The sequence below is a fragment of the Amycolatopsis sp. cg13 genome (assembly GCF_041346965.1).
In the GTDB taxonomy this organism is placed as follows: Bacteria; Actinomycetota; Actinomycetes; order Mycobacteriales; family Pseudonocardiaceae; genus Amycolatopsis.
Genome location: NZ_CP166848.1, coordinates 7,032,164 through 7,046,100 on the forward strand (window position 1 = coordinate 7,032,164; position 13,937 = coordinate 7,046,100).

The following is a 13,937-nucleotide window of genomic DNA, read 5'->3' on the forward strand; positions in this document are numbered from 1 at the left end:
AAAGAGCATTGGTCAGGCATTCCGGACTTTCTTAGCCTGACTGCGGGTCGAAGGTGCCGGACACCCGCTCAAAGGAGAGCCGCGATGACCGAATGCCAGCCTGTCACTGCTCAGCCGCCGTCCGGTCCGGTCATCGGCATCGACGACGGCGTCCTGCGGTTCCGCGGCGTGCGGTACGGCACCGCCGAGCGGTTCCAGCCGCCGCGACCGGTCCAGCCCCACCTAGAGGCGGTCGACGCTACGCTGCCGGGCCCGATCTGCCCGCAGCTCGGCTCTCGGCTGGAGGCCGCGATGGGGCCGCCGCGGGATGAGCCGCCCCAGTCGGAGGACTGTCTTCACCTCGCCGTCGCGACACCGGCGCTGACCGGATCGCGGCCGGTGCTCGTGTGGCTGCACGGCGGCGGCTTCCTGAGCGGCGGCGGCACGCTTCCCTGGTACGACGGCGGGCGGCTCGCCGCGGACGGCGACGTGGTCGTGGTGTCGGTCAACTACCGGCTGGGCGCGTTCGGCTACCTGGTCCACGACGGCGTCAGCGAGGGCAATCTCGGTCTGGCAGACCAGACTCTCGCGCTCGAATGGGTGCGCGACAACATCGCGGCGCTCGGCGGCGATCCGGGCAATATCACTCTCTTCGGACAGTCCGCGGGCGCGCTTTCGACGCTCGCCTTGCTGTCCAAGCCCGACAGTCGTCCGCTCGTCCGGCGGGCGATCGTCCAGAGTTCTCCGGATCCCGCGATCATCCAGGATCGCGCGAAAGCACTGGAGATCAGCCGGTATTTCGTCGACGCGGTCGGCGGAGATCCGCTGACCGCTTCCGTCGAGCAGTTGCTTGCCGCGCAACTGCGGACTCTCCGGTGGAACGCGGCGAAGGATCCGACGTCGACCCGGCCGCCGTTCGGGATCGTCGACCTCGACGTGCGGCTGTCCGATCCGTTGCCGGACTTGATGATCGGGCATACCGCGCAGGAGTGCGAGGCGTTCGCGATCGGAGTTCAGGACGACGAGATCCGGCGGGCGATCGCGGACCAGACCGAGCCGCTTTTCGGTCGCCCGGCGCGTGACTTGGCGCAGCGGTACGGCGCGTCCTCTTACGAGTTCGCCTGGACTCCGGCAACCGGCGGCTACGGCGCGATCCATTGCCTGGAACTGCCTTTCCTGCTGGGCACCCCGGAATCCTGGCGGGGGAGCCCGATGCTGGGCGACACGAGCTGGGCCGAGGTCGAACGTCTCGGTGCGCAGATGCGCTTGTGGTGGACCGAATTCGCGCGGTCGGGTTCGCCTGGCGCGCGGACCGGCTTCCGGATCGGGAATTCCCCTCAGACACTGGAGAACACGCCATGAGCAAGAGCATCCATTGGCCCGTAGTCATTCTCTGCTTCCTCGCTGTTCTCCTCGACGGCTTCGACACCGCAGCCCTGTCGTTCACCATCCCGACGCTGTCGCACGAATGGGGTTCCGCTCCCGCCGCCTTCACCTTGCCGTTGGTACTGACCAACATCGGCGTCGTCATGGGATATCTGGCGGCGGGTTACGTCGGCGCCCGGATGAAGGCACGGTCGGTGGTGCTCACCGGCGTCCTGATCTTCGCGGGCGCGACGGTGCTGACCGCCGCGATCCTGCACCTGAAATCCATGCCGGTCTTCGCCGCGACCCGCCTGGTGACCGGACTCGGTCTCGGGCTGGTGCTGCCCGCCGGGGTCTCGCTCGCTACGAAACACAGCGCGGAGGGCCGCCGGGAGCTGGTCTCCGTGGCGGTGACCCTCGGCCTCGCTTCCGGGAGCAGCCTCGGCGGGTTCTTCGGCGGCAAGCTGCTGCACAGCGTCGGGTCCGCCGGGGTCTTCTACGTCGCCGGGCTGGCTCCGTTGGTGCTGGCCGCCGTCATGGCGATGGTGTTGCCGACCAGTGAGCCCGCGGTCGCGAGCACGGCGAAGCAGGAAGCCAAGGTGAGCAGGTTGTTCGGCCAGGGACTGCGCCTGCCGACCTCGCTCATCTGGGCGTTCTCGTTCCTGATCTTCATCACCGCGTACGTCCTGATCTCCTGGGTTCCGACGCTCCTCACCGGCTACGGTTTCGCCGCCGGGAAAGCCCCGCTGGGACTCGCGTTCCTCACCCTCGGCGGCATCGCGGGCGGTCTGGTGCTCATCCCGCTCGCCGCGCGGATCGGAATCGCGCGTGCGCTGATTCTGCTGCCCGCCATCGGGGCGGTGTGCATGGTTCTCGTCGCGACGGTGCCGGTCGGCGAGACTGTGCTGTTCCTGCTGCTGGCCGGGGCCGGTTTCGGGGTTACGGCGGGGCAGATCGGCCAGCTGACCCTCGCGGTCTCGATCTACCCGGCGAGCACTCGCACCACCGGCGTCGGCTGGGCCGCGGCGCTCGGGCGGATCGGGTCGATCGTCGGACCGGGCGTCGCGGGTTTGCTTCTTGCGCTGGCGTTGTCGGCGCAGACGATCGTCCTCGCTACGGCCGTTCCCGTGCTGGTGGCAATCGCTTGCGCGGTCGGGTTGAGCCGGGTGCGGTCGCAGGCTAGGAGGGAGCGCGATGGCGCACTGGTTCGATCTCGGTGACGTCGCGGTCGTTCCGCTGATCGAGGACGATCGGCTGCTGATCGAGCCCGGGGAGTTCTTCCCGGGACTCGAGCCCGACCTCGGCGACTGGTACACGCGGGAGCCGTGGTTCGACCGTTCCTCGGGGAAGCTGGTCTTCGTCATCCAGTCGTTCCTCGTCTGTTCGGCCGACGAGGTGCTGGTGGTGGACGCGTGTGTCGGGGCGGGGAAGGACCGTCGGCGCGCGGAGTTCGACCAGCTGCCGGATCGATGGATGCAGCAGTTCCTCGCGACCGGGCTGCGGCCTTCGGACGTCGATGCGGTGGTGTTCACGCATCTGCACACCGATCACGTGGGCGCGGCGACTGCCCAGCTGGAACCGGTTTTCCCGGATGCCCCGCATTTCGTGGTCGAGGAGGAGTTCCGGTATTGGTCGAGCGAGGCTGGCGGGGAGGCCATGCGCCGGACTGGTGACTACCTGGCCGACAGCGTGCTGCCGATCGAGCGGGCCGGCCAGTTGAGCTTCGTCGCTCCGGATGCGGTGGTGGGCAAGCATGCTTCGCTGGTTCCCGCAGCCGGGCATACGCCGGGGAATGTGTGCGTGCGGGTCCGCGGCAGTGCGGGGACTGTCCTGCTGGCCGGGGACACGATGCATCACGGGGTGCAGGTTCGGCATCCGGAGTTGAGCACCCGGTATTGCGTTGATCCGCAAGCGGCGGCGCGGGTGCGGAGCCGTCTGCTGGAGGACGAGCTGGGCTCGGTTCTGCTTCCGACGCACTTTCCGGCGCCGTCGGCGGGCCGGGTGCGGCGTGGTCAGGACGGGTATGTGTTCGAGTTCGCTGACGACCTGCTCCGGGCCGGGCAGTTCCGCTACCGGGAGTGATTGGCGTAGCTGGCCAAAAGCCGTGAGGGGAACCCTGAGGGAATCAGATTCCCTCAGGGTTCCCCTCACGGCAGGTCACCCAGGCACGGGGTCGACTCGGCGGCGGAGCAGGCAAAATACGTTCCCCTCCGGGTCGGCGAGCACGTGCCACGACTCCTCCCCGGTCTGCCCGATGTCGGCGGGCCGCGCCCCGGCCGCCAGCAGGCGTTCCAGTTCCGCGTCCTGGTCCCGGTCGGTCGGGTTCACGTCCAGGTGCAGCGGCAGTTTCGCCGGTTTTGGGTCGCTGCTGCGGCTGAGGATCAACGTCGGCCGCGGGCCGCCGAAACCAGCCTCGGGAGGGCCGATCTCGAGGTCTTCGCCGTCCCAGCCGAGTTCGACGTAGCCGAGGACTTCGCACCAGAAATCACCCATCCGTTGCGGGTCGGCGCAGTCGAGGACGAGTTCGGTGATCCGGCAGGCCATGCGCGCGAGCTTAGGGCCCGCGCGCACCCCAGCCCAGCGGATTCCGGTTTGTGCGCGCGGATAGATCTGCCGCCCCGGATTCGTCCGCGCGCACGAACGTCGTGCCCGGGAAACCTCCTAGGGTCGCCAGCAGCGAGGCGAGGAGGCAAGCATGCGGACACTGCTGCGTGGCGGTCGCGTCATCGACCCGGCTACGGGCTTCGACGGCACAGCTGACGTGCTGGTATCCGACGGCGAGGTGATCGCGGTCGGACCGGGACTGCCGAGCGCGGACGACCAGGTCGAGATCGACGTCGCCGGGTACATCGTCGGGCCGGGGTTCATCGATCTGCACAGTCACGTGCACACGATCGCGGGACAGCGGCTGCAGGCGATGGACGGCGTCACCACGGCGCTCGACCTGGAGGCCGGGCTGATGCCGGTCGAACGGGCTTACGCCGAGGCCGCCGCGGCGGGGCGTCCGCTGCACTACGGGTTTTCGGCCTCGTGGGGGTCCGCGCGGGCGAAGGTGCTCGCCGGCATCGAGCCGGACGCGAACATCAACACCGGGCTCTCCGTGCTGGGCAATCCGGCCTGGCAGCGGTCCTCGTCGAAGACCGAGCTGGCCGCGTGGCTGTCGCTGGTCGAGGGCGAGCTGGCGGCGGGAGCGCTCGGCGTCGGCGTGCTGCTCGGGTACGCGCCGGCCAGCGATCCCGCCGAGTTCCTGGCGCTGGCGAAGCTCGCCAAGCAGGCTGAAGCGCCGACGTACACCCACGTCCGCGAGCTGGTCGAGGTCGATCCGGGCACGCCGGCCGACGGGTCCGAGGAGATCGCGATCGTCGCGGCCGAGACCGGCGCGGCGATGCACCACTGCCACGTCAACAGCACCTCCGGACGGCACATCGACCGCGTGCTCGCCGCGCTGGAATCGGGCCGTTCCGCCGGGTCGCGGGTGACGGTCGAGGCCTATCCGTACGGCGCGGGCAGCACCGCGGTCGGCGCGGCTTTCATCTCGCCGGAGCGGCTGAAGATGAAGGGCCTCAACCCGTCGCGGGTCATCCTGCTGGAGACCGGCGAGCGGATCGCGGACGAGGGACGGTTGCTGCAGGTTCGCGCCGAGACGCCGGGTGCGCCGTGCATCCTCGAGTTCCTCGACGAGGATGACCCGACCGACCGCACCCTGCTGCATCAGGCGCTTGCCTTCCCTGACTCGATCGTCGCGAGCGACGCGATGCCGGTGTACTGGCAAAACGGGGCCAACGAATCCACCGAGTGGCCGCTGCCGCCGGGCGGCGCGACACATCCGCGTACGGCGGGGACGTTCTCGAAGTCTCTGCGGTTGATGGTGCGCGAAGCCGGGGTCTGGACCTGGCTGGAGGCGTTCCGACGCTGTTCTTACCTCCCGGCGCGCGTGCTGGACGAGGTCGCGCCTGGCGCGCGGACCAAGGGCCGGTTGAACGTTGGCGCGGACGCGGACATCGTCGTCCTCGATCCGGCCACGATCACTGACACCGCAACGTATTTCGACGCTACCCGGCCCGCGGTCGGCGTCCGGCACCTGTTCGTCGCGGGCACTCCGGTAGTGCGCGACGGCCAACTGCTGACCGACGCGTTCCCGGGCCAGCCGCTGCGAGGGGAACCGCGATGACCGAGTTCACTGTGGACGCTTTGCTCGCCGACATCGAAACGTTGGTGCGCTGCGAATCCCCGTCGTCCGACCTCGACGCGGTGGCGCACAGCGCGGACGTGCTGACTGGGGTCGGCAAGGCGTTGCTTGGCGTGGAGCCGGAGCGGATTGTCCTGGATGGACGGACGCATCTGCGCTGGCGGTTCGGCGACGGTCCGGCGCGCGTGCTGCTGCTCGGCCACCACGACACGGTCTGGCCGATGGGCTCGCTGGAGACGCATCCGTTTTCCGTGCAGGACGGGGTTTTGCGCGGGCCGGGCTGCTTTGACATGAAGACCGGCGTCGTGATGGCGCTGCACGTCGCAGCTTCGCTGACCGACCGGAGTGGACTGTCCATTTTGGTCACTGGTGACGAAGAGCTGGGCTCGCCGTCGTCGCGGGGGCTGATCGAGGAAGAAGCGCAGGGCTGCGCGGCGGCGTTCGTGCTGGAAGCTTCGGCGGACGGCGGCGCGATCAAAACTCGGCGCAAAGGCGTTTCCCATTACCGGATCGAGGTGACCGGACGCGCGTCGCACGCCGGACTCGAGCCGGAGAAGGGGGTCAATGCCGGGATCGAGATCGCGCATCAGGTGCTTGCCGTCGCCGCACTCGCCAGTCCGGAGCGCGGGACCAGCGTGGTGCCGACGGTGCTTTCTGCTGGTACCACGGTGAATACCGTGCCCGCCGCGGCTGCGGTCGAGGTCGACGTGCGCGTATGGGACGAGGAAGAACAGCTCCGCGTCGACCGTGAAGTCCGTGCGTTGCAACCGGTCCTCGACGAGGCGCAGGTGCGGGTCACCGGCGGGATCAATCGTCCGCCGCTGGACGCGGTTTCGTCGGCTGCGTTGTACGGGCTGGCAAAGGAACTCGCTGCGGAACTGGGCTTGCCGGAATTGACCGAGGCGGCCGTCGGCGGGGCTTCGGACGGCAATTACACGGCAGGCCTCGGTGTCCCGACGCTCGACGGTCTTGGCGCGGTCGGCGGCGGCGCGCACGCGGATCACGAACATGTCCTGGTCGAGGAATTGCCGAAGCGGACCGCGTTGCTGGCCGCGCTGGTGGAGAACGTACTGACGAAGGGGAGTCCGTCGATTCCGACGAATCCGACCGGCGATTCTGGTCGAGCACGACGGTGACGTCAGTGGGGAAGTCGGGAAAGGATCATCCCGTGACGAATCTTGCGATGAACACGGAAAGACCCGTCGCGGCGGAAGTGTGCGACGAGGCGGTCGCGGCCGCTCGGGCGGCGGCCGCCGCCTCGGGCGTCGAGGTCCGGGAAATCACCGAGATCGCGGAAATGACCGCGGTCGGAGTGCTGTTCGAGACGATCTGGCGGTCCGCGCCGGGAACCCGTCCGGTGACCACGGAACTGCTGCGCGCGCTGTCGTCGGCGGGGAATTACGTGGTAGGCGCGTTCGCCGACGGAGAAATGCTCGGTGCGTGCGTCGGCTTTTTCGGAAATCCCGGAAAAGGCAGTCTGCACAGTCACATCGCCGGAGTCGCGAAGGCCGGTGCCGGTCGCGGAATCGGGTACGCGCTGAAACTGCATCAACGCGGCTGGGCGCTCGGACAGGACGTCTCGACGATCAAATGGACCTTCGACCCGCTGGTGCGCCGCAACGGCTATTTCAACCTCGGCAAACTCGGCGCGCTCCCGGCGCGTTATCTGCGGGATTTCTACGGCCCGATGGCGGACGGCATCAACGGTTCGGGCGACACCGACCGGCTGATGGTGTCCTGGGACCTGGCCAGTCCGACCGTGCGGACCGCCGCGTTCGGCGAGCCGATCCGCATCGACGCGAAGACGTTGCTCGACCAGGGCGCGAAGGTGGCCCTTGAAGTGGCCGATGACGGTGGTCCGGCGGCCGGTGCCGCGGACGCCCAGACGGTGCTAGTCGCGGTCCCGTCCGACATCGAAGGCTTGCGCACGACCGATCTCGGCAAGGCGGACGCGTGGCGGGTCGCGCTGCGCGAATCGCTCGGCGGGCTGATGGCCGCCGGGGGCCGGGTGACCGGTTTCGACCGAGCCGGCTTTTACGTGATCTCCAAGGAGGAGCAGTGAAACTCAGCGGTGTGGAACTGCGCCGGGTGCAGATGCCGCTCGTCGCCCCGTTCCGGACTTCGTTCGGCACCCAGTCCGTCCGCGAGCTCTTGCTGCTGCGCGCGGTCACGCTGGCCGGCGAGGGCTGGGGCGAATGCGTGACGATGGCCGGGCCGCTGTACTCGTCGGAGTACAACGACGGCGCGGAACACGTGCTGCAGCACCACTTGATCCCGGCGCTGCTGGCCGCGGAAGACGTCACCGCGGCGAAGGTGATGCCACTGCTGGCCAAGTTCAAGGGCCATCGGATGGCCAAGGGCGCGCTGGAGATGGCGGTGCTCGACGCCGAACTCCGCGCGCACGAGCGGTCGTTCGCCGCCGAACTCGGATCGGTGCGCGATTCCGTGCCGTGCGGGGTTTCGGTCGGGATCATGGACACGATTCCGCAGTTGCTCGACGTCGTCGGCGGGTACATCGACGAGGGCTACGTCCGGATCAAGCTGAAGATCGAACCCGGCTGGGACGTCGAGCCGGTGCGCGCGGTCCGCGAACGCTTCGGCGACGACGTGCTGCTGCAGGTCGACGCGAACACCGCCTACACCCTCGGCGACGCGCCGCAGCTGGCCCGGCTCGACCCGTTCGGCCTGCTGCTGATCGAGCAGCCGCTGGAAGAGGAGGACGTGCTCGGCCACGCCGAACTGGCCCGCCGGATCCAGACGCCGATCTGCCTCGACGAGTCGATCGTGTCGGCGCGCGCGGCGGCGGACGCCATCAAGCTGGGCGCGGTCCAGATCGTGAACATCAAACCGGGCCGCGTCGGCGGTTACCTGGAAGCGCGGCGGGTGCACGACGTGTGCGCGGCGCACGGGATCCCGGTGTGGTGCGGCGGGATGATCGAAACCGGCCTCGGCCGGGCCGCGAACGTCGCGCTGGCCTCGCTGCCGAACTTCACCCTGCCCGGCGACACGTCGGCGTCGGACCGGTTCTACAAAACCGACATCACCGAGCCCTTCGTGCTCTCCGACGGCCACCTCCCGGTGCCGACCGGACCAGGTCTCGGCGTGGTGCCGATTCCGGAGCTGCTGGATGAGGTGACCACGGCAAAGGTCTGGATCGGTTCGTAGCCCGCTACGAATTCCGGAGGTAGATTTGGTCGGATCGGACCAGCCGGTCCGCGCGAGGCCGGATCTACCTTCGGGGGGTGCTGACACCGGTGCCGAGCAAACCGCACACGAGTCTGGGACGCGTCCTCGAAGCTCTCGGGGACGTGCTCCTCGAACCGGTCGCCGTCGGCCGCGACACGCGGCGGCAGCTCGGCGGGGTGGTGATTCACGACCCGCACGACGACGCGGAATTCCCGGCACAGGCGGTAGTCCTCGGCGTCGGCGTGCGCGAATCCGACGAGATCGTGCAGCTCCTGCACGCCGTCGCCGCGCGCGGAGCGACCGCGCTGGTCGTACGAGCGCCGGTCGCCGCCTCGACGGAACTGGTACGAGCGGCCAATTCCTCCGGGGTCGCCCTGCTCGGCCTCGCCAGCGGTGCGTCGTGGGCGCAATTGGCCGCCATGCTCCGCACGCTGCTCGCGGAGGGCGACGTCGGCGATGTCTCCCCACAGACGCTCGGCGGGATGCCGTCCGGCGATCTTTTCGCGCTCGCTAACGCCATCGCCGCGCTGCTCGACGCGCCGGTCACCATCGAGGACCGCAACTCGCGCGTGCTCGCTTTCTCCGGCCGTCAGGACGAGGCCGACCCTTCGCGGGTCGAGACGATTCTCGGCCGTCAGGTGCCTGAACGGTTCACTCGCGAGCTGGAGAAGGACGGCGTTTTCGAGCGGCTCTATCGCGATCAGGGCCCGGTTTACGTCTATCCGGGCGATGGCTACGACAAGAAGATCGTCATGATTCGGGCCGCCCTCGCGGTCCGGGCCGGTGACGAGGTTCTTGGGTCGATTTGGGCCGCTGTCGACAAAGAGCTAAGCGAAGAACGTACTGCTGCGTTGATTGACGCTTCGAAAATCGTTGCGCTGCATATGCTTCGGCTGCGCGCGGGTGCCGACGTCGAACGCCGGCTGCGGGCCGACCTGGTCAGCACCGCCCTCGAAGGCGGCTCCGGCGCGCAGGAAGCGATCGCGCGCCTCGGGTTGCTGGGCCAGCCGACGATCGTGCTCGCCATGGGTCTGATCGAAGCGCCCGACGACGACCTCCGGCTGGTCGCGGAACGCCAGCGGGTCGCCGACGCGTTCGCCATGCACCTGAGCGCCGTGCAGCCCCGATCGGCGGTCGCGCTGGTCGGCGATGTCGCGTACGGGATCGTCCCGATGCCCGGGAACCACGGCGATTGCCGCGAACGCTCGGTGCGTGTCGCGTCGACCTTCCTGGAACGCACCGGCCGCCGGGTCGCTGCGGCGATCGGCATCGGCCCGCTCGCGCTCGACGGATCGGGCTTGCGTGCTTCTCGGGACGGTGCCGACCGCGCGTTGCGGGTGCTGCTCACGAACGGCGGCTCGAAGCGGGTGATCGCTGCCGAGGACGCGCACATCGAGGCGCTGATGCTGGAACTGGCCGACCTGTCCGCAGCCCGCGGCGACGTCGCGACCGGGCCGATCGCGCGGCTGCTGGAGTACGACACCAAGCACCAGTCGCAACTGGTGCACACGCTGCGATGCTGGCTCGATTCGTTCGGGGACATCAGCGCGGCTTCAGCGGCGGCGTACGTGCATCCGAGCACGTTCCGCTACCGCTTGCGCCGGTTGGCCGAGGTGGGCGGCATCGATCTGGACGATCCGGGTGACCGGTTCGCGGCGATGGTGCAGTTGCACTTGCTGCCGAGGGTGGAGAGGGCTGAGGAGGGGTCGTGAGTGTTCATCACGGTTAGAACCGCGATGAAGACTCACGAGAACCCAGCCCCGCCCTGCTCCACCAACGGGAAACCTCCTCGCCACCTTCCTGCGATCGCACCAACCGCCCCCCTCCTGCCTCCCGCACAATGGGGAATCGGCAGGCCGGACCAGCGCGGTTTCCGGGCGCACCAAGAACTCCCTGCCTGCTGCCGGAGAAGTCCACAGTAGACAGGAGGGCCATGGCCACCGCATCCGAAACGATCGTCCGCCGCGCCGAGGAGGTCGGCGTCGAGGTCCGGTTGCACGCCGCCGAGGTCGACGGCTCGCGCAGTCTCGGCATCGGGGAGGACGTCCCGGTCGTTCCCGCGTCGGTGTTCAAGGTTCCGATCGCGCTGGAGCTCGCCCGCCAGGCCGCCGAAGGAAAGCTCGATCTCGGCACCCGGATCACCGTCAAGCCCGGGCATCCGACGCCGAGTCCGTACGGCCTCGCCACCTTCCGGCACGAAGTCTCGATGTCCTGGCACGATTTGGCGATTCTGATGATCGGAATCAGTGACAACGTTGCCACCGACCTGATTCTCGCCGAAGTCAGCAAAGACGCGGTGAATAGCACCTTGCGGCACCTCGGATTCACGCACACCGTCGTGCCGCAGGACTGCGGTGAACTGCTGGCGACCATCGGCGAGGATCTCGGAGTTTCTTACGAGGACGACGAACGCGCGCTCGCCGAACTGACCTACGAACAGGTTTCCGGGTTGCGCGCGCTGCAACCGGAGAAATCGTGCAGCACCACCGCCGCCGAAATGACCCGCCTGCTGGGACTGATCTGGCGGGACGAAGCGGCCGCCCCGGAGGCGTGCGCGGACGTCCGGCGCTGGATGGAACTGCAGGTCTGGCCGCACCGGCTGCGTTCCGGGTTCCCGGACGACGGGATCCGCACCAGCGGCAAAACCGGGACGTTGCCCGCCGTGCGCAACGAGGTCGGCGTGGTCGAGTACCCGGACGGCGGCCGCTACTCCGTCGCCGTGTTCACCCGCGCCGCGGATTCCCAGTCGAGGGTGCCCGAGCGCGACGCGTTCATCGGTTTCGCCGCGGCGACGGCAGTGGAGTCCCTGCGCACGGCTTGATTCGTCGGAGCGGAGGAACTTTCCCCCGGCTCTCCTCGGTCCGGACGAACAAGTGACGTCCGCCACCGACCTAGCATTTCCGAAACGCCGGTCCACCATCCCCCGGACAGAAGGTGCACATGTCGAAAATTTCCGAGATCGAGACCTGGCTTCAGGAGAATTTCGCCGCTCTGCTCGCCAAGCATCAGGTCCCCGGAGCCGCGATCGCGGTGCTCGCCGACGGCGAGGTGATCGACCACGCGGCGGGCGTCGTGAACAAGGGCACCGGCGTGGAGTCCACTGTGGACTCGGTGTTCCAGATCGGGTCGATCACCAAGGTGTGGACGACCACGCTGGCGATGCAGCTCGTCGACGAGGGCAAGCTGGACCTCGACCGGCCGGTGCGCGACTACCTTCCCGAGTTCGTGCTCGGCGACGACGAGGCCGCGGCGGCGATCACCGTCCGTCAGCTGACCTGTCACACCGCCGGCTTCGAGGGCGACATCTTCACCGACACCGGACCCGGCGACGACTGCGTCGAGAAGCTCGTCGCGACGCTGTCCGACGTGCAGCAGCTCTTCCCGCCGGGCGAGCGGTTCTCCTACAACAACGCCGGCTACTGCGTGCTCGGCCGCGTCATCGAGGTGCTGCGCGGCAAGTGCTGGGACGACTGCGTGCGCGAGCACCTCTTCGCGCCGCTCGGCCTGACCCACGCGGCGTCCGGCCCGTACGACGCGATCCGTTACCGCGCCGCCATCGGCCACGTCTCCCCGAAGCCGGGCGAGGACCCGGTGCCCGCGCCGATCTGGGCGCTCACCCGTTCGAACTCGCCCGCTGGTTCGACGCTCGCCATGCGCCCGCGCGACCTGCTGACGTTCGTCCGGATGCACCTGAACGAGGGCAAGGCCGACGACGGCACCCAGGTGGTCCTGCCGGAATCGCTGCTCGCGATGCGCGAACCGCAGGTGGACGTGCCGAACCTCGGCATGGCCGAGCACTGGGGCCTCGGCTGGATGCTCTTCGACTGGGACGGCGGCAAGGTGATCGGCCACGACGGCGGCACCATCGGCCAGTCGGCCTTCCTGCGCGTGGTTCCGGAGAAGGGCGTCGCGGTCGCGCTGCTGACCAACGGCGGCCAGCCGATGAACCTGTACCAGGAGATCTTCGCGAAGCTGCTGGACGAACTCGCGGGCGTCACCGTCGCGGCGCGGCCCGAGCCGAATCCCGCCGCCGCTCCGGCCGACTTTTCCCGGTACGTGGGCGAGTACTCGTCGATGGTCGCCGACACCGTCGTCAGCGAGGAGGACGGCAAGCTCTGGCTGGAACGCACCCCGAAGGGAATCTTCGCCGAAATCGGCGCGCCCTCGGGGAAGGAAGAACTGTTCCCGAGCCAGGGTGACACCTTTGTCGCCAAAACCGAGCAGCTGCCGGGTGTCTACATGGCACACGCGTTCGTCGGCGACGACGGCAACGGCCGCGCGCAGTTCCTCCACACTGGACGCGCGGACCGACGGGTCTCCCAGTGAGCGGGATCCGCGAACAGATCGAGGCCGTCTTCGCCGACGCTGGCGCGGAAGGGTTCCTGCACGCCCGGGAGATCGGCGTGGAAGGCCCGGAAGTGTCGGCGGGCGGAGACGACCCGGTCGTCCTGGCGTCGGTCTTCAAGATCCCGGTCGCGCTCGCCTATGCCCGCGAGGTCGCCGCCGGACGGCTTGACAACACCGAACGGACCAAGGTGACCGCGCGGTACCGGATCGGCGGCATCGGCACCGCGGGCTGCGCCGACGACGTCGAGATGAGCTGGCGCGACCTCGCGCATTTCATGCTCACGATGAGCGACAACGCCGCGACCGACGTCCTCTACCACCGGCTCGGCCAGGAAACGGTGGACCGCGTGCTGGCCGATCTGGGGCTCGCCCGCACTCGGCTGATCGGCTGCTGCGAGGACCTGTTCGCGTCTGTCATCGCGGATCTCGGCGGCACTCCGGATTCCGACCTCGAAGCGCTGTTCAGCCAAGCGACACCGGAGCAGATGGACAAGCTGTCGGTCCGCGATCCGGAGCGCACTACGTCGTCCACGCCGCGCGAGATCACGACGCTGCTCAACGCGATCTGGACCGACCAAGCAGGCGAACCCGAAGCGTGCGAACGGGTTCGCACGATCATGGCGCAGCAGATCTGGCCGCACCGGCTGTCGTCGGGCTTCCCGTCCGGCGTGGCGGTCGCGGCGAAAACCGGGACGTTGCCCGGAATCCGCAACGAAGCAGGCGTGGTGACCCTGGGGGACGGCCGCCGGTTCGCGGTCGCGGTGTTCACTCGCGCGCATTCTCTCGAAGACCGCCTTCCCGCGGTCGACGCGTCTATCGGCGCCGCCGCCCGGCTGGCGCTCGACCACCTCCAGAGCGCGACCCCGTAGGA

Annotated in this window: 12 protein-coding genes; 11 read left to right on the forward strand and 1 reads right to left on the reverse strand. The window is 68.8% G+C overall.

Features of this window, described 5'->3' with window-relative positions; genetic code table 11:
• Window positions 1-84: 84 nt before the first annotated feature.
• The 3 genes from AB5I40_RS33120 to AB5I40_RS33130 are packed head-to-tail and all read left to right on the forward strand — an operon-like array spanning window position 85 to window position 3,426.
• Window positions 85-1,341 (forward strand): carboxylesterase family protein, encoded by a 1,257-nt coding sequence (locus AB5I40_RS33120; RefSeq protein ID WP_370934131.1) that lies wholly within the window; start codon window positions 85-87, stop codon window positions 1,339-1,341.
• Window positions 1,338-2,564 (forward strand): MFS transporter, encoded by a 1,227-nt coding sequence (locus AB5I40_RS33125; protein WP_370934132.1) that lies wholly within the window; start codon window positions 1,338-1,340, stop codon window positions 2,562-2,564. The genes AB5I40_RS33120 and AB5I40_RS33125 overlap by 4 nt, the downstream gene beginning before the upstream one ends.
• Entirely contained in the window at window positions 2,539-3,426 is an 888-nt protein-coding gene (locus AB5I40_RS33130; protein ID WP_370934133.1) for an MBL fold metallo-hydrolase, read from the forward strand. Before AB5I40_RS33125 ends, AB5I40_RS33130 begins: the two co-directional genes overlap by 26 nt.
• Window positions 3,427-3,501: 75 nt before the next feature.
• Here AB5I40_RS33130 and AB5I40_RS33135 read toward each other — a convergent pair whose 3' ends face one another.
• Window positions 3,502-3,888 (reverse strand): VOC family protein, encoded by a 387-nt coding sequence (locus AB5I40_RS33135; protein ID WP_370934134.1) that lies wholly within the window; start codon window positions 3,886-3,888, stop codon window positions 3,502-3,504.
• A gap of 151 nt (window positions 3,889-4,039) precedes the next feature.
• Between AB5I40_RS33135 and AB5I40_RS33140 the strand changes: the two genes are divergently transcribed.
• From AB5I40_RS33140 to AB5I40_RS33175, 8 genes are all read left to right on the forward strand, one after another.
• Window positions 4,040-5,515: an amidohydrolase family protein gene (locus tag AB5I40_RS33140; RefSeq protein ID WP_370934135.1), complete on the forward strand. Its 1,476-nt coding sequence runs from the start codon at window positions 4,040-4,042 to the stop codon at window positions 5,513-5,515.
• On the forward strand, window positions 5,512-6,669 hold the full coding sequence (locus AB5I40_RS33145) for a M20 family metallopeptidase (protein WP_370934136.1): 1,158 nt from the start codon (window positions 5,512-5,514) through the stop codon (window positions 6,667-6,669). The genes AB5I40_RS33140 and AB5I40_RS33145 overlap by 4 nt, the downstream gene beginning before the upstream one ends.
• 47 nt (window positions 6,670-6,716) lie before the next feature.
• On the forward strand, window positions 6,717-7,595 hold the full coding sequence (locus tag AB5I40_RS33150) for a GNAT family N-acetyltransferase (RefSeq protein ID WP_370940665.1): 879 nt from the start codon (window positions 6,717-6,719) through the stop codon (window positions 7,593-7,595).
• Window positions 7,592-8,698 (forward strand): o-succinylbenzoate synthase, encoded by a 1,107-nt coding sequence (gene menC / locus AB5I40_RS33155; RefSeq protein ID WP_370934137.1) that lies wholly within the window; start codon window positions 7,592-7,594, stop codon window positions 8,696-8,698. The genes AB5I40_RS33150 and menC overlap by 4 nt, the downstream gene beginning before the upstream one ends.
• 77 nt (window positions 8,699-8,775) lie before the next feature.
• Complete coding sequence (locus AB5I40_RS33160; protein WP_370934138.1) at window positions 8,776-10,431, forward strand: PucR family transcriptional regulator; 1,656 nt, start codon at window positions 8,776-8,778, stop codon at window positions 10,429-10,431.
• 221 nt (window positions 10,432-10,652) lie between these two features.
• Entirely contained in the window at window positions 10,653-11,540 is an 888-nt protein-coding gene (locus tag AB5I40_RS33165; RefSeq protein ID WP_370934139.1) for a serine hydrolase, read from the forward strand.
• Window positions 11,541-11,659: 119 nt separating this feature from the next.
• Window positions 11,660-13,045 (forward strand): serine hydrolase, encoded by a 1,386-nt coding sequence (locus tag AB5I40_RS33170; RefSeq protein WP_370934140.1) that lies wholly within the window; start codon window positions 11,660-11,662, stop codon window positions 13,043-13,045.
• Entirely contained in the window at window positions 13,042-13,935 is an 894-nt protein-coding gene (locus AB5I40_RS33175; protein WP_370934141.1) for a serine hydrolase, read from the forward strand. Before AB5I40_RS33170 ends, AB5I40_RS33175 begins: the two co-directional genes overlap by 4 nt.
• Window positions 13,936-13,937: the final 2 nt, after the last annotated feature.